Below are 26,371 nucleotides of genomic sequence, written 5' to 3'. Positions count from 1 at the left end.
TGTGCACAGGAAGGCTGTGCGCAACGCGGCGTCCGGGACGGACGCTGCTGATCAAGGGTGAGGCGCCATGGGGTCGATCGCCGAGCGATCCTTCGAGGTCGTGGTCCTTGCGGCGGCCTTCCGTCGCGGACGGACACACGTGGCCGATCTCTTCCCCGCGTCGGTGCTCGCCCTCTACGACGCGGTCACCGCGCAGGCCCTCTGGAACGAGGCGTCGCTGCCTGATCAGGCGCTGATGCTCGCGCGCCTCCTCGAGGCGCGCGCGGACCTGGCCGACGCCTATCGCGCCGATGTCGAGGCGGGGGCTCTCGGGTTCGGAGCGGGTGAGGACGACGAGATCGACCGCGCCATCGATACCGTGCGGCGGGTGCTCGAGGAGGAGGCGCCCGCGACGAGCGGCGGGGACGGGCTGCTCGGCGACGACGGCGGAGAGGCGGTCCCCGCGGGTCCGCCGCCGCCGCCCTCGGCGACTCCAGCGACACCGCCGATGGCGGAACCGCCGCTCGCCGAGGCGCCCATGCCCGACCTGCCGACGGCGGAACCGCCGATGCCCGAACCGTCGATGCCCGAACCGCCGGCAGAGCCGCCGACGACGGCCGACGGCCACGACACGGACGCACCATCCGACGGCGACGCCATCACGAGCTGGCTCAATGCCGAACTCGACCGGGAGGGCGCCGCGCTGGAGAGGGATCGGCCCCGGACGCTGGCGGTGTTCTTCGGAGCCCGCAGCGCCCACGCCGTGGCTGCCGCACCGGCGACTGTCGCGATCCCGCGGGATCGCGACACCATCGACCTCACCGTCGAGGTCACGAGCGCCGATTTCGCCACGCCGCCGTTCCCCCAGCAGCTTCGCCTCCAGCGCGACGGCACCTCCGTGAACCGCGCCCTGTTCGAGATCACGCCGTTGCACGAGGGCTCGTCGAGGCTCACGGTCGTCGTCACGGTCGAAGGCAACTTCCTGCAGCGGCTGGACATCACCTTCGATGTCGGCGGCGCCGGCCCGCCGGCGACGGAGAGCTTCGGGCGGCCGGCGGCGGCGGCATCCGTTCTCGAGAAGCGGATCGCGACGCTGCAGTTCAAGGACGAGGACTGGGGCTACGAGCTGCTGGCGCTGCAGGTGTCGCCCGACCCGATCAAGGTCGAGATCAGCCGCTTCGACCTGAACGCCCGCGTCGCAGCGGTGCGCGACGTCCTGCTGGCCGCCGTGAAGAAGGAGCGGGTCGCGCTGAACATGCAGTTCACCCCCGAAGACAACGCGGAGCTGCTGCAGAAGCTCGCCTTCGCCGGCTACCGCCTGTACCAGAGCATCTTCGAGGGCAATCTCGCCAGTCCCGAGCTGCGTCGTGTCGGCGACTGGCTGCGCGAAGGACTGACCGAGGTGCGCACGCTGCAGGTGGTGTCGAGCACCTTTCCCGTGCCGTGGCCGCTCGTGTACGTCACCGACCGCTTCGACCCGGCGACGCTGTCGTGGGACAACTTCCTCGGGATGCGCTGCGTGGTCGAGCAGGTCCCCCTCGCCCGGCTCACCCTCGCCCCACCTCCGCCCACGATCGAGTCGACGCCCGAGCTGAGCGTCCGAGTGCTCTACAACACCGGTATCGACGAGCAGATGCCGTCGCGACCGATCGCCGAGCAGCGACGGTACTGGTCGGCGCGGGGCGTCAGGGTGACGGAGGGGACGACGGCGGACGATCTGCTCCGCGTGGGACTGGCGCCCGCCGCGGACGACAAGGTGCTGTACCTGTACTGCCACGCCGAGACCGACGAGAACGACACCGACCACTCCCGGCTGGTGCTGACCGGCTCGCAGCGCGTGACGCTCGCCGACCTCGAGGTGTTCGCGCCCACGCGCGACCAGATGCCCAGCCGACCGCTCGTGTTCCTCAACGCGTGCGAATCGGGCGAGCTCGCTCCCATCTTCTACGCCGGATTCGTGCCGTACTTCCTCGCGAAAGGGGCGCGGGGCGTGATCGGCACCGAGTGCCGCACACCCGGACTGTTCGCCAGCGAATGGGCGAAGGCGTTCTTCGACGGGCTGTTCGAGGGCCGGACCCTGGGCGATGTCGTGCTCGATCTGCGACGGCGGTTCCTCGCCGAGTTCGGCAACCCCCTGGGTCTGCTCTACGGCGTCCACTGCGACACCGACACCGTCGTCGCGCCCGCCTTGACCGCACCCACCGAGTGAGCGAGAAGACCACGATGGCCCTGCGACGCATCCCCGGCACTGGGCGCGAATACCACCTCATCGCGTTCGACAAGCGGGGCGACGAGGTCCGCGACCCCGACGGCACCTCGGCGAGCGACGCCGCGCTCGCCGCCGCGGCCGATCCCGCCTCCGCGATCACGGACGTCTTCGTCATGAGCCACGGGTGGCAGGGCGACTACGTCGACGCGATCTCGCAGTACGATCGCTGGCTCGCGGCCGACGCGCCCGACCGGCCCGGCGACGGCATCCGTCCGCTCGTGATTGGGCTGCACTGGCCCAGCAAGGCGTGGAGCGACCGCACCATCCGGACGGCCGCGACCGGCGGCCTGCTGGCCGATGAGCCGGAGGCGAGCGGGGACTCGATCACCGTGGACGACGCCGTTGCGGAGTATGCCGAGCGCTTCGGCGACGATCCCGACGTCAGAGACGCGCTGCGGACCGTCCTGGAGCACGTCGCGGACGTCGATCCCGAGCGGGATGCCGAGCCCCGCGACCGTCTGCCCTCCGATGTGGCCGATGCCTACCGGCGGCTCGCCGAGCGCATCGGCGCGGCGGGCGACGACCCGCTGCTGAGCTCCGGGTGGGACGCCGAGGCCTCGTTCTCCGAAGCCGCGGAGCGGCATGGCGAGGAAGGCGACGACGGCCTCCTCGGCGACGGCTGGTTCTCCAAGCTCCGCGAGGCGATCCTGACGCCGCTTCGGCAGCTGACCTTCTGGCACGGCAAGAACCAGGCGCGCGAGTTCGGCGAGAGCGGAGCGGCCGGGCTGGTCCGCGCACTCATGGAGGCGACCCCCGCGCGCATCCACCTGCTCGGTCACAGCTTCGGCACCATCGTGATGTCCGGCGCGGTGCGGGGTGCCGGCGACGACCCCGAGCCGCTGCCGCGGCCCGTCGCGTCGCTCTTCCTCGCGCAGGGAGCCGTCTCGCTGTGGGCCTTCTCCCAGAACGTGCCGCGGGACGTCGGCGGGGGCAAGGGCTATTTCGCCGATATCGTCGATCCGGCCAGGGTGACCGGTCCCATCGTGGCGACGCGGTCCAAGTGGGACCACGCCGTCGGTCGGTACTATCCCCTCGCGGTTCGGGTGGCGGGTCAGTTCCTCCTCGGCGACGACCTGCCGAAGTACGGCGGGATCGGCACGTTCGGGATCCAAGGCGTTCCGGATGCCGTCGAGCTGCCGCCTCTGCAGTCGGGGCGGGCGCCGGAGGCGGCGTTCTCACCGGCGACCGTCCACAACATCGACGCCAGCGCCGTGATCTCCCGGCTGGAAGGAGCTTCCGGCGCGCACAACGACCTTGCCCACCGGGAGCTGGTGCAGCTCGCGTGGCGGGCGGCGCTCGCAGACAGGGGATGAGACCCGGGCGTCACCAGGTCGGGATCGCCGACCCCGAGGTCAGGTGTCGCAGGCGCAGATGACGTTCCACTCCACGACGCGATCCCCCTCCTCCGGACGCGCCCAGGCCTCGGCCTCGGCTCGCGTGCGGAACGAGCGAGGCGCCAAGCGGCCGTCCGCCATCAGGACACCGACCTCGATCTCGTCCCTCGGGTCCGTCCACACCGACGTGTGCGTCATGGCTATCCGATCCCTCCGCCGCTGGCAGCCGTGGGCGGCGGTGCGACCATGCTACGCGCGGCGCACTCCGCCCGCACGGGGTCGGGCGCGCCCGCGCGTCAGAAGCCGAGTCGTCCGAGCTGCTTCGGATCGCGCTGCCACTCCTTGGCGACCCGCACGTGCAGCTTGAGAAAGACCTTCATGCCCACGAGCGGCTCGATCTGCGCCCGGGCTCGTGTGCCGACATCCCGCAGGCGCGCGCCCTTGCGACCGATGATGATCGCCTTCTGGCTGTCGCGCTCGACGACGATGCTGGCGTAGACGTCGGTCAGGCCGCCTTCGTCGCGCTCGGCGATGTCGTCGATCGTGACGGCGATGGAGTGGGGAAGCTCGTCGCGGACGCCGTCGAGGGCGGCCTCGCGGATGATCTCCGCGATGCGGTCCTCGAGCGACTCGTCCGTCACCACGCCTTCGGGGTAGAGCGCGGGCCCTTGCGGCATGAGCGACAGCAGCTCGTCCGTGAGCACGTCCAGCTGGTCGCGGGTGAGGGCGGAGAGCGGAATCACCGCCGCCCAGTCCTCGCGCAGGGAGTCCACCTCCACCAGGCGATCGGTGATCTGCTCACGCGTCGCGGCGTCGGTCTTGGTGACGATGGCGACCTTCTTCGCGCGGCGGTAGCCGTCGAGGGACTCGGCGATGCGCCGATCGCCCGGTCCGACCTTCTCCGTCGCCGGCACACAGAAGCCGATCACGTCGACGTCGCCGAGCACCTGCTCCACCAGGTCGTTCAGCCGCTGCCCCAGGAGCGTCCGCGGCTTGTGCAGCCCCGGGGTGTCCACGAGGACCAGCTGGCCGCCCGGGCGGTTCACGATGCCGCGGATCGCGCGCCGCGTAGTCTGCGGCTTGTCGCTCGTGATGGCGACCTTCTCGCCGACGAGTGCGTTCGTCAGCGTCGACTTGCCGACGTTGGGCCGGCCGACGAAGGTCACGAAGCCCGAGCGCTTCCCGGCGTCGGCGGCACCCGCTTCATCGGTCATCCGTTCTCCGCCTTCCTCGCGACGCGGATCTCACCCGTCCGCGTGTCGATCACCCGCGTCTCCCCGGTCCTCGGCGCCCGGCTGGGCTCCGGTGCCGACGGCGCCCGTTCGACGAACACCGTGGCGATACCGCGCCCCCGGCCCCGCGAGGCGCCTCCGGTGAGCACCAGTCCCCCGTACTCGGCGGTGGCTCCCGGCTGCGGCACGCGCCCGAGCGCCTTCCCGAGCAGGCCCCCGATGGAGTCCACGTCGTCGTCCTCGAGCTCGATGCCGAACAGGTCGCCCACCTCGGCGAGCCCCAGTCGGGCGCTCACGCGATAGTGTCCCGGTTCGAGCTCCGTCACCTCGTCGGCGCGCGGATCGTACTCGTCGGAGATGTCGCCGACCAGCTCCTCGATGAGGTCCTCGAGGGTGACCAGACCCGAGACGCTGCCGTATTCGTCGACCACGAGGCACACGTGGATGGCGTCGCGCTTCATCTGCTGCAGAAGCGTCTCCGCCTTCATCGACTCGGGCACGAACACCGCGGGCCGGGCGATCCGCGTGATGGGCGCGTCGCGCCATCCGGACTCGTCCAGGAAGCCGAACTGCACGAGGTCCTTCAGGTACAGCACGCCCACGACGTCGTCGGCCTCGTCATCGACGATCGGGATGCGCGAGACGCCCTTCTCGAGGAAGATCGACATCGCCGTCCGGGTGGTGGCGGACGCATCCACCGTCACCATGTCGGTGCGGGGCACCATCACGGCACGCACGAACGTGTCGGTGAAGTCGAACACGGAGTGGATCAGCTCCCGGTCGTCCTCCTCGATGAGCTCGTTCTCGGCCGCCTCGTCGATGATGCTCAGCAGCTGCTCCTCCGAGGCGAACGACGCCCCTCGGGAGACCCCCGGCGTGATGCGCGTTCCGAGCGCGACCAGCCCGTGTGCGAGCGGGCCGAGGATGATGCGGACGCCGCGGACGACAGGCGCCGCGCCGCGCAGGAGTCCCTTGGCATGCAGCCGACCGACCGAGCGGGGACTGGCGCCCACCACGACGTACGACACGCCGGTCATGAGGACGGCCGCGGCGAGCATGGCCCACCAGATGCTCTCGAAGAGCAGCGTGAACGCCACGGTCACGAGAACCGCCGCCGCCGTCTCGGCGAGCACGCGGATGAACACCACCGCGTTCGCGTGCGCCTCCGGATCGGCCGCGATGCGCTGCAGCGTCCCGGCGTTGCGTCCGTCCGCGCCCAGCTCCGCCAGATCGGCGCGCGAGGTCACCGAGAGCGCGGCATCGATCGCGGCCATGAGGGCGCCGAAGGCGAGCAGGAGGGCTGCGCCGACGAGAAGGAGGGCAGCGGTCATGCGCGGTGTCGGCGACGCTCGGATGCCTGGAAGGAGGCGATGAGGTCGCGCTGCAGGCCGAACATCTCCCGCTCTTCGTCCGGCTCGGCGTGGTCGAAGCCGAGCAGGTGGAGCAGGCCGTGCGTGGTGAGGAGGATCAGCTCGTCCAGCGTGCTGTGCTTGGCCGCAGCCGCCTGCGTCTCGGCGACCTGCGGGCACAGCACGATGTCGCCGAGGAGCCCCGCGGGCGTGGGCATGTCCTCGGTGCCCGGACGCAGTTCGTCCATGGGGAAGCTCAGCACATCGGTGGGCCCGGGCTCGTCCATCCACTGGACGTGCAGCGCCTCCATGGCGCCCTCGTCGACGAGCAGGATCGCGACGTCGGCTTCAGGGCTGACATGCAGTTCGGCGAGGTTGTGCTCCATGAGCCGCAGGAGCACCGTCTCGTCGACGTCCATGCCGGACTCGTTGCCGATCTCGATCGTCATGAGCGTCCTCGCTTCGGCAGGTGATCGCGGGGACCGGCCGGCCGCGCGGCCGCCCGGCGCTCGGCCCGGTTGGCGAACTCGGATGCCTCATCCCGCTCGCGCCGCGCCGCGAGCCGTCGCTCGTCGTACTCGCTGTAGGCGTCGACGATGCGACCGACCAGCGTGTGGCGCACGACGTCGTCGCTGGTGAGGTACGCGAAGTGGATGTCGTCGATGTCCTTGAGCACGCGCGTCACCAGACGCAGCCCCGACGCGCCTTGCGGCAGGTCGATCTGCGTGATGTCGCCGGTGACGACCATGCGCGTGCCGAAGCCCAGGCGGGTGAGGAACATCTTCATCTGCTCGGGCGTGGTGTTCTGCGCTTCGTCGAGCACGACGAAGGAGTCGTTCAGGGTGCGACCGCGCATGTAGGCCAGCGGCGCCACCTCGATGGTGCCGGTCGCCATGAGCTTGGGCACGATCTCGGGGTCCATCATCTCGTTCAGCGCGTCGTACAGCGGGCGCAGGTACGGGTCGATCTTGTCCGTGAGGGTGCCGGGGAGGAATCCCAGCCGCTCCCCCGCCTCCACCGCGGGCCGCGTCAGGATGATGCGGTTGACCTCCTTGCGCTGAAGCGCCTGGACGGCCTTCGCCATGGCGAGGTAGGTCTTGCCCGTGCCGGCCGGACCGATGCCGAACACGATCGTGTTCTCCTCGATGGCGTCGACGTACGCCTTCTGCCCGAGTGTCTTGGGCCGGATGACCTTCCCTCGCGACGACAGGATGGCTTCCCCGAGCACTTCCGAGGGCCGCGGGCCCCCTTCGCTGCGCAGGATGCGGTTGGACGACGCCACGTCCTCCTCGCCGAGGGCGTGACCCGCCTTGGTCATCGCGAGCAGCTCATCAACGAGGCTGCGGGCCGCCGCGACGGCGTCCGCATCTCCTGTCAGGGTGATCTCGTTGCCGCGGACATGGACGTCGACGCCGGGATGCTCCCGTTCGACGACGCGCAGCAGGCGGTCCTGGGGGCCGAGCAGCTGCACCATTGCGACGCCGTCGGCGTAGATCCGGGCTGTTGTGGGTTCGTCAGCCACCGAGGCTCTTCTCCTCCAAGCCCCCCGCGAGCACATGGGCGTGCACGTGGAAGACGGTCTGGCCCGCGCCGGGACCCGTGTTGAAAATCAGGCGGAAATCGCCGTCGGCGTGCTCGGCTGCCAGGCTGTTGGCCAGACCGATCAGCTCGGCCAGCAGCTCGGGGTCGCCGGCGGCGAGCTCGACGACGTTGCGGTACTCCTGGCTCTTGGGGATGACCAGCAGATGCACCGGCGCCTGCGGAGCGATGTCGCGGATCGCGAAGGCGTTCTCGGTCTCCGCGATGATCTCCGACGGGATCTCGCCGTTGCGGATCCGCGAGAAGATCGATGGTTCGCTCATGCGGCCAGTCTACCGACGAGGCACCGCCCCGGGACGGCCCGCGGCTCCGGCCTTCACCAGCGCCCGACCGCCGCGCTCACGACGGCGAGCGCGGCCGGTCCCGCCGTCGATGTCCGCAGGACGGTGTCGCCCAGCCGCACGGGCAGTGCGCCGTTGGAGGCGAGGGTCTCCACCTCCTCCGGTGCGATCCCGCCTTCGGGTCCCACCACCAGCACGATGTCGCGGTCGCCCGCGAGGGGCTGCGCCGTCAGCGGGACCGAGGCGGTCGGCTCGAGCACGAGCACGACGGCCGCGGAGGCGCGGTCGGCGACGTCCCGCGTGGTCGCCAGCGGCGTCACCTCGGGCACCCACGCGCGGTGCGCCTGCTTCGCCGCCTCGCGCACGATCCCGGCCCACCGTTCGCGACCCTTCCGCGCTTTGACGGCATCCCACCGCGAGACGCTGCGCGCCGCCTGCCACGGGACGATCTCGTCCACGCCCAGTTCGGTCGCCGCCTGCACGGCCAGTTCGTCGCGATCGCCCTTCGCGAGCGCCTGGACCAGCACGAGGCGACGCGTCGGCGGGGGCACGTCTCGCCTGTCGGTGATCCCGACCACGACCTCCCGCGGCGACGCGGTCTGGACGCGGCCGCTCAGCCAGGCGCCCCGGCCGTCGCCGACCGTGACGTCCTCGCCGACCCGCACGCGCCGGACCGCGGCCGCATGGTGCGCTTCCGCTCCGGCGAGGACGACGGTTCCGCCGGGGCCGGCGTCCGTCGGCTCGTCCAGCAGGAAGTGCAGCGGCATGCGTCAGCCGTTCCGGAAGCGGTCGCGCAGCTTGGCGAACAGTCCCTGGTGGAACTCCGCGAGGCGGGGCGGCGGCGCCTTCGTGCGCTTGGCGAACTGCTCGATGAGGGCCCGCTCCTTCGCATCCAGCCGGGTCGGCGTGACGACGTGCAGGCCCACCCGCAGGTCGCCGCGCTGGGAGCCGCGCAGGGGGGTGATGCCCCGCCCCTTGATCGTCAGGACGTCGCCGCCCTGCGCGCCGGGACGGATCTCGAGGTCGACCGGTCCGTCCAGCGACTGGATGGTCGTGGTCGTGCCCAGGATGGCGTCGGGCATCGACACCTCGAGGGTCGCGAGCAGGTCGTCGCCGTCGCGGCTGAAGACGTCGTGCGGGGCCACGGTCACCTCGATGTACAGGTCGCCGTTGGGTCCGCCGGCCGGCCCGACCTCGCCCGAGCCGGGCAGCTGCAGCCGCAGCCCGGTCTCGACGCCTGCCGGGATGTCGAGAGACACGGTCCGGCGTGCGCGCACGCGGCCCTGCCCCTGGCACGTCGCACACGGGTAGGGGATCGTGGTGCCGTACCCCTGGCAGACGTTGCACGGCTGGGTCGTCACGACGTTGCCGAGGAGGCTCCGCACCTGGCGCTGCACGTGCCCGGTGCCGTGGCAGATGTCGCACGTGACCGGACTGGTGCCCGGCTGGCAGCACGACCCCTGGCACGTCTCGCACAGGACGGCCGTGTCGACCTCGATGTCACGGTGCACGCCGAACACGACATCGCCGAGTTCGAGGGTGACGCGCACCAGCGCGTCCTGGCCGCGCTCGCGGCGCGACCGCGGCCGACCGCCGCGGGCGCCGCCTGCGCCGAAGAACGTCTCGAAGATGTCGTTGAACCCGCCGAAGCCTGCGGCGCCGCCGAAGGGGCTGTCGCCGCCCATGTCGTATCGGGCGCGCTGCTCGGGGTCGCTGAGCACATCGTAGGCGTGGGTCACGAGCTTGAACCGCTCGGCTGCGTCCTCCCCTGGGTTCACGTCCGGGTGCAGCTCGCGGGCCAGACGCCGGTAGGCCTTCTTGATCTCGTCGGGGGTGGCGTCGCGCGAGACGCCGAGGACCTCGTAGTGGTCAGCCACTTTCGCCTTCCTGCCGCGGGGATGCCGCGGGATCGTGTGTGCGCGTCCGCGTCAGCGGCCGCTCTCGTCTTCCTCGAGCAGCCGCGTGAGGTAGCGCGCGACGGCTCGCACCGCCGCGAGATTGGTCGGGTAGTCCATGCGGGTGGGCCCGAGCACGCCGACGCGGGCGCGCGAGCCGGTGGTGTCGTAGTCGCTGGCGAGGACGGATGCCTCGGCAAGACCGAAGGGCTCGTTCTCGCGCCCGATGCTGGCCGAGAGCCCCTGTTCGTCGGCCACCATCTCGCCCATGAGCCGCAGCAGCGTCACCTGCTCCTCGATCGCCTCGAGCAACGGGTAGATGCTGCCGCGGAAGTCCGCCTCGCGCCGGGCGAGGTTGGCGCTGCCGGCCATGACGAGCCGGTCCTGCCGGAACTCCTCGAGCTCTTCGGCGACGGCCCGCACGATCTCGTCCGTGGCCGCCTCGCGAGCCGGAGCGCCCGGCGGCACGTTCGAGAGTCGCTCGCCGATCCGCTGCAGCCCGTCGCGTACCGACCGGCCGACCAGCAGCGTCCCCAGATCCGCGCGCATGCGGGCGAGGTCCGCGTCGTCGAACTCGTCGCGCACGAACGTCAGGCGCTGCGAGACCCGCCCGGTGTCGGTGACCACGATGACCAGCATGCGGCCGCCGCCCAGCTGCACCAGCTCGACATGCGTGATGTTCGCGCGGGCGAAGGACGGGTACTGCACCAGCGCCACCTGGCCGGTCAGCTGCGTGAGCGCGCGCACCGTGCGCGCGAGGACGTCGTCGAGATCCGTCGACCCGTCCAGGAACGACGCGATGGCGGACCGCTGGGCCGAGCTGAGCGGGCGCAGCTCGGCGAGGTGATCGACGAAGACGCGGTAGCCCTTGTCCGTCGGCACGCGGCCCGACGACGTGTGCGGGGCGGCGATGAGCTCTTCGTCCTCGAGCTGCGCCATGTCGTTGCGGATCGTCGCGGCGGAGACGCCGAACGCGTGCCGCTCGACGATCGCCTTGCTGCCGACGGGCTCGCGGGTGTCGACGTAGTCCTGGACGATCGCCCGCAGCACCTGCAGTCCGCGCTCGCTGACCATCCCGTCCCTCCTCACGCCGTTGGCACTCGCATGACTCGAGTGCCAATTCTACCGGATGCCCCGCGATCCGGCCCGGAAGCGCGTCAGGCCGCGAGTGCGCGCACGACGGCATCGGCGAGCAGTCGGCCTCGTCGGGTGAGGACCACCCTGCCTTGCAGCGCGTCGGCTGCCTCGACGAGTCCGTCGGCGATGAGTCCGGCGACGGCCCGTCGCCCGTGCTCGGCGAGCGCGGTCACGGCCAGCCCCTCCCGCACGCGGGTGCGGAGCATGGTGGCCTCGAGCGCGCGGGCCGCGGCATCCGGGACTTCACGCGCCGCCGCGGGCGAGGTCCCGCTCGCCAGGCGCTGGGCGTACGCGGCCGGGTGCTTGACGTTCCAGAACCGGACGCCGCCGATGTGGCTGTGCGCGCCGGGACCGAAGCCCCACCAGTTCCCGCCCGACCAGTAGCCCAGGTTGTGACGGGAGCGGTGCCGCTCCCCGCGCGCCCAGTTCGACACCTCGTACCAGCCGAAGCCCGCGGCCCCGAGCAGCTCGTCCGCCAGCTCGTACATGTCGGCCTGCAGGTCGTCGTCGGGCGCGGGGACCTCGCCACGGCGGATCCGCCGCGCGAGCTTCGTGCCCTCCTCGATGATCAGCGCGTACGCCGAGACATGATCGGGACCCAGCGCGATGGCGGCCTCGAGCGAGGCGCGCCAGTCCGCGAGGGTCTCCCCCGGGGCGCCGTAGATGAGGTCCACACTCACGCCCATGCCGGCACGGCGCGCAGCCGCCACCGCGGTTCGGACGTTGTCCGGGTCGTGCGTGCGGTCGAGCGCGGCGAGGACGTGCGGCACCGCGGACTGCATGCCGATGGACACCCGCGTCACACCGGCGGCGGCCAGTTCGGCGGCGACGCCGTCGCTCAGGGTGTCGGGGTTCGCCTCCACCGTGATCTCGGCGCCCTCCTCGACTCCGAGTGCGTCGCGGACGCCGTCGAGCATGCGCGCGAGGTCGCCCGGCGGCAGCAGCGTCGGCGTGCCGCCGCCGAAGAACACCGTCGACGCCGACCGCACGAGGCCGGCGTCGGCCATGACACGCCGGGCGAGCTCCACCTCCTGCAGCAGCACCTCCGGGAAGTCCTCGCGGCGCACGCCGCGCAGCTCGGTGGCGGTGTACGTGTTGAAGTCGCAGTACCCGCAGCGGACGGTGCAGAACGGCACGTGGAGATAGACGCCGAACGCGGCGGCCGGGTCGATCCGGACGGAGGGCGGCAGCGAGCCGTCCGCGGGGACGGGCTCGCCCACCGGCAGTGCCGATCCCATGACTAGGCCGGCGTGGTGTACAGCGGCGAGATCGCGCGCAGGTATCCGGTGAACAGCTCGCGCCGGCGCCGGCGGGTGAGGGCCGGGATCAGCCGGTACAGCAGCGCCTGCGGCGCGTCGAAGGCGCGCACGGTGAACCACACCTCGTCGTTGTCGTCACGCCAGTCGAGCATGAAGGACTCCTCGCCGCTGACGACGGAGTCCCCGACGGTGCCGAGGGCGAAGCCGACCCGCCGGGGCTCCTCGACCGCGAAGATGACACGCAGCCGCGCGTCGGCGCGGAGCCCTTTGACGCGACCGACCACGCGGATCGTCGTCCCGGGTCCCACGTACGGCGTGCCGTCGGCGTCGTAGCGCAGATCCGCCTCGGACCGGCTGGGCGCGATGGGCGTACCGGCCGCATCGAAGCTCACGCCCGTGTACATCGGGCCCGGAGCCGGCTTGACATCGCTGACCTGCAGACCCGCCCCGCGCTGAGCCGCCCACGACATCAGCGCCTCGCCGGCGCTGCGGAAGCGGGCCTCGCCGCTGCCGATGCGCCACGACTCCTCGGCCGGGATGCTGCGCTCCGGCGGGTACTGCATCAGGTCGGGCGCCTGCGTCGCCCCGACGGCGGCGTAGTCGACGGTCTCATCGTCACGGAAGGTTCCTCGACGCATGCCGAAAGCCTACTTGGCGCCCTTGCCCTCGACGTCTCCCGACAGCGCGGCGATGAAGGCCTCCTGGGGCACCTCGACCCGGCCCACCATCTTCATGCGCTTCTTGCCCTCCTTCTGCTTCTCGAGGAGCTTGCGCTTGCGTGTGATGTCACCGCCGTAGCACTTCGCGAGCACGTCCTTGCGCATCGCGCGGATGTTCTCGCGGGCGATGATCCGTGCGCCGATGGCCGCCTGGATGGGCACCTCGAACTGCTGGCGCGGGATGAGCTTGCGCAGACGCTCGGTCATCATCGTCCCGTAGGCGTACGCCTTCTCACGGTGGACGATCGAGCTGAACGCGTCGACCTTGTCGCCCTGGAGCAGGATGTCGACCTTCACCAGGTCGGCGGTCTGCGAGCCGGCGGGCTCGTAGTCCAGGCTCGCATAGCCCTGCGTGCGCGACTTGAGATGATCGAAGAAGTCGAACACGATCTCACCGAGCGGCATGTTGTAGCGGAGCTCGACGCGGTCCTCGCTCAGGTAGTCCATTCCCAGGAGCGTGCCGCGGCGCCCCTGGCACAGCTCCATGACCGTGCCGACGTAGTCCTTCGGCAGCAGGATGCCGACCTTGACGACCGGCTCGGACACCTCCGCGACGCGGCCATCGGGATACTCGCTGGGGTTGGTGACCGTCACCGTCTCGCCGGTGTCGGTGGTGACCTCGTAGGTCACCGACGGAGCGGTCGTGATGAGGTCCAGGCCGAACTCCCGCGAGAGGCGCTCGGTGATGATCTCGAGGTGCAGCAGCCCCAGGAACCCGCAGCGGAAGCCGAAGCCCAGAGCGACCGAGGTCTCGGGCTCGTACTGGAGAGAGGCGTCCGACAGCTTCAGCTTGTCCAGCGCCTCGCGCAGCTCGGCGTAGTCGCTGCCGTCGATGGGGTAGATCCCCGAGAAGACCATGGGCTTCGGATCGGTGTAGCCCGGAAGCGCCTCGGAGGCGGGCTTGCGCTGGTTCGTGATCGTGTCGCCGACCTTCGACTGCCGCACGTCCTTCACCCCGGTGATGAGGTAGCCGACCTCTCCGACGCCCAGTCCCCTCGTCGGGACCGGCTCGGGGCTGGAGACGCCGATCTCGAGCAGGTCGTGGGTGGCCCTCGTCGACATCATCTGGATGCGCTCGCGCGGCTCCAGCTTGCCGTCGACCATCCGGACGTACGTCACGACGCCGCGGTACGAGTCGTACACCGAGTCGAAGATCATCGCGCGCGCCGGCGCGTTCGCGTCGCCCTGGGGCGCCGGGATCTGCTCGACGATGCGGTCGAGCAGGGTCTCCACGCCCATTCCGGTCTTTCCGCTCACCCGCAGCACGTCGTCGGGATCGCCGCCGATGAGACCAGCGAGCTCGGCCGCGAACTTCTCGGGATCGGCCGCCGGCAGGTCGATCTTGTTGAGCACCGGGATGATGTGCAGATCGTTCTCGAGAGCGAGGTAGAGGTTCGCCAGCGTCTGGGCCTCGATCCCCTGCGCCGCGTCGACGAGCAGGATCGCCCCCTCGCACGCGGCCAGCGAGCGGCTGACCTCGTAGGTGAAGTCGACGTGGCCCGGCGTGTCGATCATGTTCAGCGCGAACGTGCCGTCGGCGGTCGACCAGGGCATCCGCACGGCCTGCGACTTGATGGTGATGCCGCGCTCGCGCTCGATGTCCATGCGGTCGAGGTACTGCGCGCGCATGTCGCGGTCGGCGACCACGCCGGTGATCTGCAGCATCCGATCGGCCAGCGTCGACTTGCCGTGGTCGATGTGGGCGATGATGCAGAAGTTGCGGATCAGCTCGGGAGGGGTCGCAGACGGCTCGAGAGGCTTCAGGGCGCGCGGTGACATGTTCAGACGATTCTACGGGTCGGGGATGCCGCGGTTCACGCGTCGAGCGACCCCGATAGCCTGTCGGCATGGTGGTCCAGGTCGTGCTCGTGCACGGCATCCGGACGTCCGCGACGATGTGGCGCACGCAGGTCGAGTACCTGCGTGCCCGCGGCAATCCGGTGACGGCGGTGGATCTGCCCGGTCACGGCACCCGCATGAGCGAGACGTTCACGCTCGAGGGCGCGTTCGCCACGATCGACGAGGCGGTGACGGATGCCGCCGCTCGCGGGCCCGTCCTGCTCGCCGGTCACTCGATGGGCGGCCTGCTGTCGATCGAGTACGTCGGCCGCGAGGATCCTCCGCCGGTGGCGGGGTTCATCGCCGCCGCGTGCACCGCCATCCCGCGCGGGATCGGCCTGGCCACGTACCGCCTGCTCGCGCGCGGATTCGACTCGCTGCCCGACCGCGGCATGTGGCTCACCATGCAGATGCTCAGCCGCACCCTGCCGCCGGAGACGGTGCCGGACTTCGGCGCGGGCGGGTACGCGTTCGACACGCAGGATGCCGCGCTGCGGAGTCTGTCGGTGCTGGACCTGCTCGCGGCGCTGCAGCGCATCGATGTCCCGCTGTGGTTCATCAACGGCCAGTACGATCAGATGCGGGTCAACGAGCGGCTGTTCCAGCGGGTGGCGCGGCACGCAGAGCTCATCATCGTGCCGCGGACGACGCACCTGGTCACGGCGATGCGACCGGCGGTGTTCAACGCGCTGCTCAATCTCGCGATCACGACGATCGAGCAGGGCGCCCGGGTCGCCGTCTCCGTCGGGGCGCAGGAGCCGCGCGAGACCTGATAGAATCCTTGTTTGGCTTGCGTGTGGGTTCGCCCTCACGACCGCCGCGAGGCGCCCCTCTCTCGCCGAACGGCATCAATCCGATTCACTCCGAACGAAAGAACGTCGACACGTGGCGAACATCAAGTCGCAGATCAAGCGCAACAAGACCAACGAGAAGGCGCGCGAGCGCAACAAGGCCGTCAAGAGCGAGCTGAAGACCTTCGTGCGCCGCACGCGCGAGGCGATCGCGGCCGGCGACCGTGCCGCTGCCGAGAAGGCGCTGGCGACGGCGACCAAGAAGCTGGACAAGGCCGTCAGCAAGGGCGTCATCCACAAGAACCAGGCGGCGAACCGCAAGTCGGCCATCGCCAAGCAGGTCTCCGCGCTCTGAGCCGGTTCCAGGCCGCAGGATTCGAAAGGTCCGCCCCGTCGGGGCGGGCCTTTCGCTTTTGCCACAGCGCTGCGCGCCTGCTCCGGAACTGCGCTTCGGTACGGCGCTGCGCGCCTGCTCAGGAACCATACGGCGCGCGCGTCGCGATCACGGTGATCATGCGCTCGAGCGCGAACACCGCATCCCGTGAGCCGCCCTTCACCTCGGCATCCGCTCGCGCCGCGGCCTGGATCGCCATGCCGAGGCTCGCCTCGTTCCAGCCCACCAGATCGCGACGCGCCCGGTCGACCTGCCAGTCCTTGAGCCCCAGTCGCGAGGCCAGCCGCGCCGCCGGCTCGCGGTTGCCCGCGACACGCGCCATCGTGCGCAGCTTGGACGCCACCGCCGCGACGAGCGGCACCGGGTCGGCGCCGGATGCGAGAGCGTGGCGGAGCGCGATGAGGGCGTCGCCGTAGCGGCCGGAGATCGCCGTGTCGGCGACGGTGAACGCCGAAGTCTCGACGCGTCCGCCGTAGTACCGCTCGACGACCTGCTCGGTGACGTCGCCGGGCACGTCGGCGATGAGCTGCTGGCAGGCGGCCGCCAGCTCGGTCACGTCATCCGCGAACGCCGAGACGAGCGCTCGCAGCGCGGCGGGCGCGATGCGCTTCCTGGCGTCCTGGAACTCTCCCGCGGCGAAGTCGAAACGGTCGGAGTCCCGCTTGATCGCCGGGCATGCGATCTCGACGCCGCCGCCGTCGCCGGCTCGGATCGCGTCCAGGAGCTTCTTGCCGCGCACGGTCGCCCCGGTGTGCCGCAGCACCACGGTGGCGCCGTCCTGCGGCGCCGACAGGTACGACAGCGCCTCGTTCAGGAACGCGTCGGAGCACTTCTCCACGCCGGTCACACGCACCAGACGGGGTTCGCCGAACAGAGACGGCGACGTCACCGCCAGCAGGGAGCCGGCTGCGTAGTCGTCGGCGCGCAGATCCGAGATCTCGAGAGTCGGATCCTCGGCGCGCAGGTAGTCCCGCACACCCGCGATCGCGCGTTCGGCGCAGACGTCCTCGGGCCCCGAGACGAGAACGATCGGCGCGGGCTGCGGCGCTCGCCACGACAGCTGCGGGATCGCGGACTTCGCGGCTTTCGCTGGTGCGCGGCGCGCGGTCGAGGCCATGGCTCCAGCCTACCGATGAGCACCGACTCAGCCGCCTCGCTCCCGCCACACCGACACCGCCCCGCGGGATTCCCAGACCGCGATGACGCCGTCCTGGTCGGTCCGCGCGACACGCGCCCCTCCCCCGCTGAGGACGGCGAGGATCTCGGCGCGCGGATGCCCGTAGTCGTTGTCGGCACCGACCGTCACCATCGCCAGCGCGGGATCGGACGCGTCGTAGAGGGCCGCGTCCTGGTCTGCGCTGCCGTGGTGGGCGACCTTCACGATCGCGTACGGCGGAGCGAGCCCGCCGGAGGTCCGCACCGCACGCTGAGGGTCGGCGGACAGGTCGCCGAGCAGAAGCGTGGGCGGAATGCCGCCGCCGCGGACGTCGAGCACGACGCTGGCGTCGTTCCCCGGCACGGATCCGGAACGGGCCGGGTCCGGCCACAGCACCCGCCACCGTGCCCGGTCGAGGGAGCCGCTCATGCCCGCGCTCGCCGCCGCCAGACGTGCGCCTCCCTCTGCCAGATCGCGCAGGATGTCCGCACCGTCGCTGTCGGGTGGCCCGTGCAGCACCGTGCCCACACGTCCCACGACGGCCGGGGCCCCGCCGGTGTGGTCGGCATCGAAGTGGGTGAGCACGAGCAGATCCACGCGGTCCACGCCGGCGCGCGTCAGGCACGAGGTCAGCGCGTCGGGCGAGGGCCCCGTGTCGACCAGCGCCAGCGCCTCACCCGACCGCAGCAGCACGGCGTCGCCCTGGCCGACGTCGCACGCGAGCACCGCCCATGAGGCCGGCAGCGTCCAGCGGCCCGCGATCGTCGACAGCGCGCCGCCGCCCAACGCCGTGCCGGCGACGCCGGCCACCAGCACACCGCAGAGCACGCGCAGTGCGCGCGTGCGCCGCCCCCGCCCCCGCGGCCCGACGAGGACCACCGCGACGGCCCCGCCGACGAGCGCGAGAAGAGCCGCACCGATCATCCCCTCCCACCACGGCAGCGTGTCCGCGGGCAGCGCCGACACCGTGCCGGCTGTGGCAGCGATCCACGATGCGGGCAGCCACGCCAGTGCCGCCAGGCCGTCCTGCAGCCACGGCAGTGGCGCAGTCAGGCACGCCGCAAGTCCCAGCACCGTCGCGACGGGGGCTGCGGGACCGGCGAGGAGGTTCGCGACGACGCCGTAGAGCGGGACCTGGGGCGAGATGAGGATGAGCAGCGGCCCGCAGGCCAGCTGAGCCGCAAGCGGCACCGACAGCGCGAGAGCCAGGGCGCGCGGCATCCATCGCCCCAGTCCGTCCGCCAGCGGACGAGCGAGCAGAAGCAGGGATGCGGTGGCCACCGCCGACAGCGCGAACCCCAGGGATGCGGCGAGCCAGGGGTCCGCGATCAGCAGCACCGCGACCGCGAGCGACAGCACCCCGATGCCGGCACCCGGTCGCCCCAGGAGCAGGGCCGTCATCGCCACGGCGGCCATCGTCGCCGCGCGCGCGACGCTCGGCTCGGGTGTGACGAGGACGACGAAGCCCGCGAGCGCCGCCAGGCCGCTGCCGATCCGCACGCGGCGCGGGGCGCCGAGCGCCGCGGCGAGTCCGAAGGCGATGCCGACGACGAGCGCGCAATTGGCGCCCGACACGGCGGTCAGATGCGACAGCGACGACTGCTTCATCGCGGCATCGAGCGCGGGTTCCACCGCCGCCGTGTCGCCCACGGCGAGGCCCGGCACGAGTCCCGCACCCTGACCCGGGAGACCGTCGACGGCGCGCACGAGACCTCGCCGCAGGTCGGCCGTCACGGCGGTGACGCCCTCCGGGCCGCGGATGATCTCCACGCCTCGCCCCGCCCACACCACGAGCACGGCTCGTTCACCTGGGTAGGCGGCCGACAGGGTCCCCCGCGCCCACAGCTCCGCGCCCACGTCGAGGCGCTGCAGCCGGTCCACCTCCGCGGGGTCGACGCGCACGACGACGTCGACGGCGACGGCGTGCGAGCGGGCGCCGGCGGCGATCGTCGATGCCGCGGCGTCGAAGCCCAGAGCGCCGTCGGGGCGCAGCTCGACCTTGCCCGTCACGCGCGCGCGGACCTCGACCGCACGGCCGCCCTCGAGCGCGAGCGAGGCGGCGTGCGCGCGCACCGGCTGCGCCAGCGCGACGTGCGATGCCACTGTCGCAGCCGCGGCGAGCGACAGCACGACCACCGCCCCGGCCATTCCCGGCTTCCCCCACCACCCGACCTTCCGCGCGAACGCGCGGCAGCTTCTTCCCCACCGTGAACTCGATGCCTCCGGGTGTTCAGGCCGGCGGTGCTGGGCGGAGCGGGCGGCCGCCGCGCGCAGGAGGCCGGATATCGCCGCAGACCAGAGCCCGAGCGCGAGCCACGCCGCAGCGTTCGGGTGGAAGGTCGCGATGCCCGCTACAGCCCACGCCGCGCCGGCCACCGGAACGAGGCGCAGTGCGGCGGTTCGCAGTCTCCCGGATGCCACACCCCGACGGTAGCGAGCACCCGGTGCGTCTCTGCTTCGAGGCCGACAGATCTGTGAGACACCCATCGCCCCAGCATGTTGGGGAGGAGAGGTCACGATCGCGACAGCATAAGGCTGGTCTGACGGTGCTCGTTAGACTAGTCTAACGATGCCGAACGGTGCGGCCGGTCGGGGGGCCACGGCCGCGCCGTTCGGACAGTGGGGAGTCCGGGCGGCTGTCCTGGGCTCGACGCCGCCGGCGCTGGGGAGCCCTCTGCGGCGCGCCTGTCCGCCGCGCCGTTCGGCCTGCAATGCTGCGCGCGACGCGCCCTCGAACCGCACACGACTCCGCGCTCACGAAGCGCTGTGGGTCAGCATCCCCGCAGGAACGACACGGTCGCGCGCGCCCACCCGGCGGGGTCCACGTTCCAGGCGGTCGTATGTCCGCCGGCAGAGGTCACCAGCTGTGCGGCCGGCGCGGCGGCCGCGAACGCCTCCGACGAAGCCACCGGCGCCGACCAGTCACGGATGCCGTGGTGGATGAGAACGGGCTGCGGCACGCATGCCGCGCGACGCGTCCAATCCATCTCGTCGAGATCGAGCGGCCGCTCCAAGCCCACCAGGTGCGCTTTCGCCGTGTTCTGCAGCCACGACTCAGCCAGCCGGCCCGCGCGGGGCGGAAGCCCGTGACGGCGGAGGTTCGCGGTGAGGACGCTGCGCCAGTCGAGGACGGGCGAGTCGAGCACGATCCTGTCGATGCGATGACCCCAGCGTTCACTCGTCGCCAGACGCAGCGCGATCTGCGCCCCCATGGACCAGCCGAACAGAACGAAGCGCTCTCTCCCGGTGACGGTGGCCCGCTCGAGCACCTGGGCGATGTCTTCTGCTTCGGTCGCACCCAGGTGACTGCGGCCTCGACCGACACGCGGGCCTTCGGCGGTGTTGCGACAGGCGGGAACGATGGACGGCAGGCCCGCCGCGCACGCCGCCGCAACCCCGCGCAGCGTGCCGGCGCGGGACGATCCCAGCCCGTGGACATGCACCGCCCAGAGATCGCGAGCCTCGCCCGGATCCGCGTCGACGAACCAGGCCGGCAACGCACCGGCGCGCGTGACGAACACGTGATCCATCCAGCTCAGACCGGCGACGGCGGGGTGCGGCGCGACGATGCCCGTCCATGACACACGCTCACCTGCCGCTGGGAGCTCGTCATCGCCCGCCACCCGCCACGTGACGCGCCCGCGCTCCTGCTGCGGCTCGCCGGCCAGGCGGATGTGTCCGCCGGACTCGCGGAACAGGCCCCACTCCCCCGGCTCGGTCGTCGGCGACGTGGCCTTCAGTGTGATGGTGCGCTCCCCGGTCGCCACGATGCGCAGCGGGAACCTGCGCGTGCCCGACTGCGCGGTGAGCGCGCGGGCGAGCGCGTAGCCGATCGTCACCGGCTGCCGGCCAAGAGGCGCTGCTCGGCGTCTGCGAGCAGCCGCCGGTCGACATCGGTGAGGTGGAATCCGTTGCGGCGATCCATGGCGGCGTCGCGGATCTCCACGATGCGGCGGTGCAGCCTGTCCTCCTGGTCGGCATCCTGCCCGTCCAGCTGTGGTGATGGCCGCGCTTGCGTGGCCCTCCGCCAGAGCGGGTACAGCTTGTCGAGGTATCGCTCGATCTCGCGATCGCGACGGCTCTCGCTCACCCAGCGCACGATGGGTGCGGTCGCCAGGCCCGCGGTGAGGAACGCGAACGTTCCGAGCTGGAGGAGGTAGTACGTGGGACGCCACGGCTCCGCCGCCGCCAGGCCGCCGACGAGCTGCGCGAGGTTCATCCCGATGACGGTGATGGACAACGCGAGTGTGCACACCGACCCCGTCAGCAGCAGTCCACCGGCGATCTTCTCACGCGCGAGACGGCCGTCCCGCGTGGTCCGCAGCGCGAAGAGGACGAGCGCCGAGAACACGTATAGGAGATAGATGTACTGCGTCGAGGCGTAGACCGCCGCGGCCGGGTGACTGCCATACACCCGCATGAAGCTCTCCGTCGTCTCGCCCAGGTGCGGCACCGAGAAGAAGGCGACGGTCGTGATGACGAGCGCGGCCCACAGTGCGACGCGGGCAGGCCAGCCGCTGATGTGCGGCTGGGCCGTGGCGCGGGAGACACCCTGAGCGAGGTAATGGACGCCGACCATGAGTGTGAGTGCGCTGAAAAGGTGCACGATGTCACGGCCACCGAACCAGCCATCCACGGCGAGGTAGAGCCGGTCGTCGTTGAGCATCATCGTGATGGCGATGGTGATGGCCGCGTAGAGGACCGATCGTTCCTTGCGTGCACGCCGGAAGACGATGAGCACGATGACGAGCGCCCACATCAAGGCGCTGACGATGAGCTCGACCATCAGCCGAAGATCTCCGAGAACTTCGACACCGGCCGGCGGCGCATGCGAGTGGCGAGGACGTCGGCGAGGCGCTCGGCAGCGAACTCGTACTCGTCGCTGATGCAGTCGCGGCCGAGGGCCTTGATGATGGTGGCGTTCTCGAAGCCGGAGAGCACCGAGGGGGTGAGGTAGCCGCCGGTGTCATCCACGCGGTCATGCAGGAGCAGCATGTGCGCCAGTTCGTGGAGGATGAACTGGTTGCGGTGCAACGGCGACTCGCTCGGCGCATGGAGGATGATGTCCGCGTCATCGGTGGCCAGCCACAGCCCGCACAGAGCGCTGTCGTTCTCGGTCAGCTCGGCGAGCTCCTCGATGCGAAGAGGTCTGCCGCGGGCGTCCTGGATCCTGGTGACGAGCTCGTCCAGCGTGATCCCCTCGTCCACCTCGACCGGCAGATGGGGCACCTCCGGATTGATCCAGTGCGGCATGTTCAGCTCTTCTGCGAGTCCCCAGCCCGTGCAGCTTCCTTGTCCAGGTACTTCGTGATGGCGCCGAGCGTCTCCGGCGACAGGTCCCCCAGCGTTCGTGCCGCATACGTGCGGACCTTCGCCGCTCGCATCGCGCGGACCAGGTCCAGCTGTGCGGTCACGATCTCAGGCGTCTCCCCCTCGCCGCGGAGGTACCCGTGGGGCACGCCGAAGTAGTCGGAGATCGCGTCGAGCAGCTCGCCGTCGTCGACGAACCGATGAGCGTTCACCATGTACGACCACCGCGCCCGCGACAAGGCGATGCCGCGACCGGTGAGATAGTCCGAGATCGCGGTGAACGTCACCTCCGTCCCGGTGCGAGCCTCGGTGACGTCGAGGAGTGTCCGCAGTCGATTGGCCAACAGCTCGGTCGCCCGGCGCTGTTCGTCCGATTCGATGGGTGTCATACGGTGTCTTGCCTCGCTCCCGGTGCCAGAAGAGCACGCCGGCCGCCCGGCGCGTCTTGGACACGTCTAAACCATACCGGCCGCGCGTCGCGAACCCAAGGACCGACCGCGGCGCTCACACGGTCACCAGGTCGCGCAGCGACTCGAGCATCTTGTCGCCGATCCCGGGCACCGCGAGCAGGTCCTCGACGCTGGTGAACCGGCCGTTCTCGTCGCGCCACGCGATGATCCGCTGCGCCAGCGCGGGACCGATGCGAGGCAGCGTGTCGAGCAGTGCCTCGTCCGCGGTGTTGAGGTCCACTCGGCCGTTTCCTGGCGCCGCTCCGCCGGGTGCCGCCCCTTCCGGGGGCGCACCACCCGAGGCCGAGGGCGGACTCTCGCCCTGCCGCGGCACGTGCAGCTGCTCACCGTCGCTGAGCGGACGGGCGAGGTTGATGGCGTCGCCGTCCGCGTCATCGGTCAGCCCGCCGGCGGCGGCGACGGCGTCGACCACGCGGGCATGGGCCGGCAGGACATACAGTCCCGGCTCGACGACGGCTCCGGCGACATGGACATACAGCTCGGCGCCGGCTCCCGCCGAGGCATCCGTCGTCCGGTCGACCTCGATCCGGTCGACGGGGGCCGAGGCGCCCCGCAGGATGCCGATGGCCACCGTGATCGCCAGCGCGGCGATCACGAGGACGATCAGCGCGCCGATACCCAGGCGTCGCCGCGGGGCGGCGCCGTCCGATGCGCCGGCGGCTGTCACAGCCCCACGCTAGAAACGCGTCGGACACACGTTCACCTGGCCGGCGCCTCCTGTGGGGGACGCAGCGCCCGACCGGCCTGTGGAGGAGCCTCAGTGCGTGCTGAAGCTCACGACCTTCGGCGGTCGCACCACGGCACGCGTGATCTCGCGGCCCGCCAGCGAGCGGGTCACCTTCTCGTCGGCACGCGCGAGCTGCTCCAGCTCGCCCGCGTCGATCCGTGCCGGCACCTGCAGCGTGGCGCGCACCTTGCCATCGACCTGGACCACCGCCGTGACGGACTCCTCGACCAGCAGCGTCGGGTCGGCGGTGCGCCACGGCACCAGACCGACGAAGCCGTCGTAGCCGAGGATCTCCCACATCTCCTCCGCGGTGTGCGGCGCGAACAGATCCAGCACCATCGCGGTGACCTCGGCGGCCTCCCGCACCGCGGGGTCGGCGGGACCGGCGCCGGTGTCGATCGCCTTGCGGGTGGCGTTCACCAGCTCCATCAGGCGCGCCACGACGACGTTGAACTTCGTCTGCTCGACCAGGCTCGGCGCGTCGGCGAGCAGACGATGCGTGATGCGGCGCAGCGCCGGATCGCCCTCCGCCCAGATCACATCGCGGTCGCTGGTGACGTCCTTCGCCACGCGCCAGGCGCGCGCGAGGAACTTCTGGGCGCCCGTGGTCGAGACGTCCTCCCAGTTGATGTCGTCCTCGACCGGTCCGGCGAAGGCGATCGCGACGCGCACGGCGTCGGCGCCGGGGTCGACCATGCTCGCGGCGAACTCGACGAGGTTGCCCTTGGACTTCGACATCTTCGAGCCGTCCAGCAGCACCATGCCCTGGTTGATCAGGCTCGAGAAGGGCTCGGTGAAGTCCACCAGTCCCATGTCGAAGAGCACCTTGGTGATGAAGCGCGCGTACAGCAGGTGCAGGATCGCGTGCTCGACCCCGCCGATGTACGAGTCGACGGGAGCCCACTTGCCGGCCTCGCGGGTCGGGAACGGCTGATCGGGGTCGGTGGCCGAGAGGAAGCGCAGGAAGTACCACGAGCTGTCGACGAAGGTGTCCATCGTGTCGGGGTCGCGCAGCGCCGGCTCGCCCGTCTCGGGGTCGGTGGTCTGCATCCACTCCGACGCGCCGCCGAGCGGCGACGTTCCCTTCGGAGCCAGGTCCAGCCCCTTGGCGTCGGGGAGCCGCAGCGGCAGCTGGTCGTCGGGCACCGGGACGATCCGGCCGTCCTGCGTGTGGATCATGGGGATCGGCGTTCCCCAGAACCGCTGGCGCGAGATCAGCCAGTCGCGCAGGCGGTACGACTTCGCGGCGCGTCCGGTGCCGGCGGCCTCGAGCTCCTCGATGATCCGGGCGATCGCGTTGCGCTTGGACAGTCCGTCCAGCGAGCCGGAGTTGATCATCCGGCCGTCACCGGTCAGGGCGATCCCGGTGCGCGCGGGATCGACGTCGTCCAGCGAAGGGATGTCGGCGCCCGGGTCCAGCGGAACGCCCTCGTCGTCCGTCTCGATGACGGGGATGGCTCCGGTGATCGGTGCGGTCGTGTCGACGACGACCTTCACGGGCAGACCGAAGGCGCGGGCGAAGTCGAGGTCGCGCTGGTCGTGCGCGGGCACCGCCATGACGGCGCCGTGCCCGTAGTCGGCCAGGACGTAGTCGGCGGCCCAGATGGGCAGCCGCTCGCCGTTGATCGGGTTGACGGCGTAGCGGTCCAGGAACACGCCGGTCTTGGGTCGGTCCGTGCTCTGACGCTCGATGTCGCTCTCGCGCTGCACGCGCTCCAGGTAGTCCTGGAAGCGCATGCGCACCTCGGCCGACGAGCCGGCCGCGAGCTCCGCCGCCAGGTCGCTGTCGGGGGCGACGACCATGAACGTCGCGCCATGGAGCGTGTCGGGGCGGGTGGAGAACACCGTCACCTTCTCGGGGTGACCTTCGATCTCGAAGTCGATGTCGGCGCCCACCGAACGGCCGATCCAGTTGCGCTGCATCCGGATGACCTTCTGAGGCCAGAAGCCCTCGAGCTGGTTGAGGTCGTCGAGCAGGCGGTCGGCGTACTCCGTGATCTTGAAGTACCACTGCGTCAGCTTCTTCTTGACCACCTCGGCACCGCACCGCTCGCAGTGACCGTCCACGACCTGCTCGTTCGCGAGCACGGTCTGATCGTTCGGGCACCAGTTGACCGGGCTCTCCTTGCGGTAGGCCAGGCCCCGCTCGTACAGGCGCTGGAACAGCCACTGGTTCCAGCGGTAGTACTCCGGATCGCTGGTGTGCAGCACCCGGCTCCAGTCGTACGACGTGCCGAAGTTCTTCAGGCTCTCGCGCTGCTGCGAGATGTTGGCGTACGTCCACTCCCGCGGGTCGGCACCGCGCTGAATGGCGGCGTTCTCGGCGGGGAGGCCGAACGAGTCCCACCCGATGGGATTGAGCACGTTGTATCCGCGGTGGCGCCAGAACCGTGCCACCGTGTCGACGTAGGCGTAGTTCTCGGCGTGCCCCATGTGCATGTCGCCCGAGGGGTACGGGAACATGCCGAGCACGTACTTGCGCGGCCGCGTGTCATCGTCACCGCCGGCGCGGAACGGGTCCGACTCGGACCAGCGCGCCTGCCACTTCTGCTGGATCGCGTACGCGTCGTAGCCGTCGGAAGGCGCGTTGGTGTCGGGGGTGATGGTTCGTGACACGAGGGTGGTACCAAT

24 protein-coding genes are annotated in these 26,371 nt (G+C 71.0%); 4 read left to right on the top strand and 20 right to left on the bottom strand.

Going from position 1 to position 26,371, the window contains the following annotated elements; genetic code table 11:
* The first annotated feature begins 67 nt into the window (after positions 1–67).
* Positions 68–2,188 carry a CHAT domain-containing protein gene (locus AC5RVZ_RS14595; protein WP_494066493.1) on the top strand — a complete coding sequence of 707 codons (2,121 nt, stop codon included), beginning with the start codon at positions 68–70 and terminating at the stop codon, positions 2,186–2,188.
* Positions 2,185–3,561, top strand: a complete 1,377-nt coding sequence (locus AC5RVZ_RS14590) for a hypothetical protein (RefSeq protein WP_494066492.1) — start codon at positions 2,185–2,187, stop codon at positions 3,559–3,561. The genes AC5RVZ_RS14595 and AC5RVZ_RS14590 overlap by 4 nt, the downstream gene beginning before the upstream one ends.
* Positions 3,562–3,600: 39 nt before the next feature.
* Here the strand turns inward: AC5RVZ_RS14590 and AC5RVZ_RS14585 are convergent, their stop codons facing one another.
* The 12 genes from AC5RVZ_RS14585 to lepA form a co-directional block, all read right to left on the bottom strand.
* Positions 3,601–3,780 carry a hypothetical protein gene (locus AC5RVZ_RS14585; protein WP_494066491.1) on the bottom strand — a complete coding sequence of 60 codons (180 nt, stop codon included), beginning with the start codon at positions 3,778–3,780 and terminating at the stop codon, positions 3,601–3,603.
* Positions 3,781–3,878: 98 nt separating this feature from the next.
* Entirely contained in the window at positions 3,879–4,796 is a 918-nt protein-coding gene (gene era / locus AC5RVZ_RS14580; protein WP_494066490.1) for a GTPase Era, read from the bottom strand.
* The gene (locus AC5RVZ_RS14575; protein WP_494066489.1) at positions 4,793–6,145 is read right to left on the bottom strand and encodes a hemolysin family protein; all 1,353 of its coding nucleotides are present in this window, start codon (positions 6,143–6,145) and stop codon (positions 4,793–4,795) included. Before AC5RVZ_RS14575 ends, era begins: the two co-directional genes overlap by 4 nt.
* Entirely contained in the window at positions 6,142–6,612 is a 471-nt protein-coding gene (ybeY, locus tag AC5RVZ_RS14570; RefSeq protein ID WP_494066488.1) for an rRNA maturation RNase YbeY, read from the bottom strand. The genes AC5RVZ_RS14575 and ybeY overlap by 4 nt, the downstream gene beginning before the upstream one ends.
* Positions 6,609–7,721: a PhoH family protein gene (locus AC5RVZ_RS14565; RefSeq protein ID WP_494066487.1), complete on the bottom strand. Its 1,113-nt coding sequence runs from the start codon at positions 7,719–7,721 to the stop codon at positions 6,609–6,611. The genes ybeY and AC5RVZ_RS14565 overlap by 4 nt, the downstream gene beginning before the upstream one ends.
* Entirely contained in the window at positions 7,678–8,025 is a 348-nt protein-coding gene (locus AC5RVZ_RS14560) for an HIT domain-containing protein (RefSeq protein ID WP_494066486.1), read from the bottom strand. The genes AC5RVZ_RS14565 and AC5RVZ_RS14560 overlap by 44 nt, the downstream gene beginning before the upstream one ends.
* 53 nt (positions 8,026–8,078) lie before the next feature.
* Positions 8,079–8,810 carry a 16S rRNA (uracil(1498)-N(3))-methyltransferase gene (locus AC5RVZ_RS14555; RefSeq protein WP_494066485.1) on the bottom strand — a complete coding sequence of 244 codons (732 nt, stop codon included), beginning with the start codon at positions 8,808–8,810 and terminating at the stop codon, positions 8,079–8,081.
* 3 nt (positions 8,811–8,813) lie between these two features.
* On the bottom strand, positions 8,814–9,920 hold the full coding sequence (gene dnaJ / locus AC5RVZ_RS14550; protein ID WP_494066484.1) for a molecular chaperone DnaJ: 1,107 nt from the start codon (positions 9,918–9,920) through the stop codon (positions 8,814–8,816).
* 51 nt (positions 9,921–9,971) lie between these two features.
* Complete coding sequence (hrcA, locus tag AC5RVZ_RS14545) at positions 9,972–11,012, bottom strand: heat-inducible transcriptional repressor HrcA (RefSeq protein ID WP_494066483.1); 1,041 nt, start codon at positions 11,010–11,012, stop codon at positions 9,972–9,974.
* 83 nt (positions 11,013–11,095) lie between these two features.
* Positions 11,096–12,313 carry a radical SAM family heme chaperone HemW gene (gene hemW / locus AC5RVZ_RS14540; RefSeq protein WP_494066482.1) on the bottom strand — a complete coding sequence of 406 codons (1,218 nt, stop codon included), beginning with the start codon at positions 12,311–12,313 and terminating at the stop codon, positions 11,096–11,098.
* A 2-nt stretch (positions 12,314–12,315) separates the two neighbouring features.
* Positions 12,316–12,972, bottom strand: coding sequence for a DUF1990 domain-containing protein (locus AC5RVZ_RS14535; RefSeq protein WP_494066481.1), 657 nt, complete (start codon positions 12,970–12,972; stop codon positions 12,316–12,318).
* A gap of 9 nt (positions 12,973–12,981) precedes the next feature.
* Positions 12,982–14,832, bottom strand: coding sequence for a translation elongation factor 4 (gene lepA / locus AC5RVZ_RS14530; protein WP_494066480.1), 1,851 nt, complete (start codon positions 14,830–14,832; stop codon positions 12,982–12,984).
* Between the two features lie 68 nt (positions 14,833–14,900).
* Between lepA and AC5RVZ_RS14525 the strand changes: the two genes are divergently transcribed.
* Entirely contained in the window at positions 14,901–15,665 is a 765-nt protein-coding gene (locus AC5RVZ_RS14525; protein WP_494066479.1) for an alpha/beta fold hydrolase, read from the top strand.
* 112 nt (positions 15,666–15,777) lie between these two features.
* Positions 15,778–16,038, top strand: coding sequence for a 30S ribosomal protein S20 (rpsT, locus tag AC5RVZ_RS14520; protein ID WP_494066478.1), 261 nt, complete (start codon positions 15,778–15,780; stop codon positions 16,036–16,038).
* A gap of 118 nt (positions 16,039–16,156) precedes the next feature.
* Here the strand turns inward: rpsT and holA are convergent, their stop codons facing one another.
* From holA to leuS, 8 genes are all read right to left on the bottom strand, one after another.
* The gene (holA, locus tag AC5RVZ_RS14515) at positions 16,157–17,194 is read right to left on the bottom strand and encodes a DNA polymerase III subunit delta (protein WP_494066477.1); all 1,038 of its coding nucleotides are present in this window, start codon (positions 17,192–17,194) and stop codon (positions 16,157–16,159) included.
* Between the two features lie 27 nt (positions 17,195–17,221).
* Positions 17,222–19,654, bottom strand: coding sequence for a ComEC/Rec2 family competence protein (locus tag AC5RVZ_RS14510; RefSeq protein WP_494066476.1), 2,433 nt, complete (start codon positions 19,652–19,654; stop codon positions 17,222–17,224).
* 350 nt (positions 19,655–20,004) lie between these two features.
* On the bottom strand, positions 20,005–21,072 hold the full coding sequence (locus AC5RVZ_RS14505; RefSeq protein WP_494066475.1) for an alpha/beta hydrolase family protein: 1,068 nt from the start codon (positions 21,070–21,072) through the stop codon (positions 20,005–20,007).
* On the bottom strand, positions 21,069–22,019 hold the full coding sequence (locus tag AC5RVZ_RS14500) for a DUF6545 domain-containing protein (RefSeq protein ID WP_494066474.1): 951 nt from the start codon (positions 22,017–22,019) through the stop codon (positions 21,069–21,071). Before AC5RVZ_RS14500 ends, AC5RVZ_RS14505 begins: the two co-directional genes overlap by 4 nt.
* A complete protein-coding gene (locus AC5RVZ_RS14495) occupies positions 22,019–22,486 on the bottom strand; it encodes a hypothetical protein (RefSeq protein ID WP_494066473.1) in 468 nt (155 codons plus the stop codon). The genes AC5RVZ_RS14500 and AC5RVZ_RS14495 overlap by 1 nt, the downstream gene beginning before the upstream one ends.
* A 2-nt stretch (positions 22,487–22,488) precedes the next feature.
* Entirely contained in the window at positions 22,489–22,932 is a 444-nt protein-coding gene (locus AC5RVZ_RS14490) for a hypothetical protein (protein WP_494066472.1), read from the bottom strand.
* Positions 22,933–23,047: 115 nt separating this feature from the next.
* Positions 23,048–23,680, bottom strand: coding sequence for a ComEA family DNA-binding protein (locus tag AC5RVZ_RS14485; RefSeq protein WP_494066471.1), 633 nt, complete (start codon positions 23,678–23,680; stop codon positions 23,048–23,050).
* Between the two features lie 90 nt (positions 23,681–23,770).
* Positions 23,771–26,356, bottom strand: a complete 2,586-nt coding sequence (gene leuS, locus AC5RVZ_RS14480) for a leucine--tRNA ligase (protein ID WP_494066470.1) — start codon at positions 26,354–26,356, stop codon at positions 23,771–23,773.
* Positions 26,357–26,371 lie beyond the last annotated feature (15 nt).

It is taken from the genome of Arthrobacter sp. Cza30 (assembly GCF_059090765.1).
This window is presented reverse-complemented; position numbering and strand designations above follow the sequence as displayed.

Excerpts from the sequence above, each read along its gene's own strand:
- AC5RVZ_RS14595 (WP_494066493.1), top strand. The coding sequence starts at position 68 with ATGGGGTCGATCGCCGAGCGATCCTTCGAGGTCGTGGTCCTTGCGGCG.
- AC5RVZ_RS14585 (WP_494066491.1), bottom strand. The coding sequence starts at position 3,780 with ATGACGCACACGTCGGTGTGGACGGACCCGAGGGACGAGATCGAGGTC.
- era (WP_494066490.1), bottom strand. The coding sequence starts at position 4,796 with ATGACCGATGAAGCGGGTGCCGCCGACGCCGGGAAGCGCTCGGGCTTC.
- AC5RVZ_RS14575 (WP_494066489.1), bottom strand. The coding sequence starts at position 6,145 with ATGACCGCTGCCCTCCTTCTCGTCGGCGCAGCCCTCCTGCTCGCCTTC.
- ybeY (WP_494066488.1), bottom strand. The coding sequence starts at position 6,612 with ATGACGATCGAGATCGGCAACGAGTCCGGCATGGACGTCGACGAGACG.
- AC5RVZ_RS14565 (WP_494066487.1), bottom strand. The coding sequence starts at position 7,721 with ATGTGCTCGCGGGGGGCTTGGAGGAGAAGAGCCTCGGTGGCTGACGAA.
- AC5RVZ_RS14560 (WP_494066486.1), bottom strand. The coding sequence starts at position 8,025 with ATGAGCGAACCATCGATCTTCTCGCGGATCCGCAACGGCGAGATCCCG.
- AC5RVZ_RS14555 (WP_494066485.1), bottom strand. The coding sequence starts at position 8,810 with ATGCCGCTGCACTTCCTGCTGGACGAGCCGACGGACGCCGGCCCCGGC.
- hrcA (WP_494066483.1), bottom strand. The coding sequence starts at position 11,012 with ATGGTCAGCGAGCGCGGACTGCAGGTGCTGCGGGCGATCGTCCAGGAC.
- hemW (WP_494066482.1), bottom strand. The coding sequence starts at position 12,313 with ATGGGATCGGCACTGCCGGTGGGCGAGCCCGTCCCCGCGGACGGCTCG.
- AC5RVZ_RS14535 (WP_494066481.1), bottom strand. The coding sequence starts at position 12,972 with ATGCGTCGAGGAACCTTCCGTGACGATGAGACCGTCGACTACGCCGCC.
- lepA (WP_494066480.1), bottom strand. The coding sequence starts at position 14,832 with ATGTCACCGCGCGCCCTGAAGCCTCTCGAGCCGTCTGCGACCCCTCCC.
- AC5RVZ_RS14525 (WP_494066479.1), top strand. The coding sequence starts at position 14,901 with ATGGTGGTCCAGGTCGTGCTCGTGCACGGCATCCGGACGTCCGCGACG.
- holA (WP_494066477.1), bottom strand. The coding sequence starts at position 17,194 with ATGGCCTCGACCGCGCGCCGCGCACCAGCGAAAGCCGCGAAGTCCGCG.
- AC5RVZ_RS14500 (WP_494066474.1), bottom strand. The coding sequence starts at position 22,019 with ATGGTCGAGCTCATCGTCAGCGCCTTGATGTGGGCGCTCGTCATCGTG.
- AC5RVZ_RS14495 (WP_494066473.1), bottom strand. The coding sequence starts at position 22,486 with ATGCCGCACTGGATCAATCCGGAGGTGCCCCATCTGCCGGTCGAGGTG.
- AC5RVZ_RS14490 (WP_494066472.1), bottom strand. The coding sequence starts at position 22,932 with ATGACACCCATCGAATCGGACGAACAGCGCCGGGCGACCGAGCTGTTG.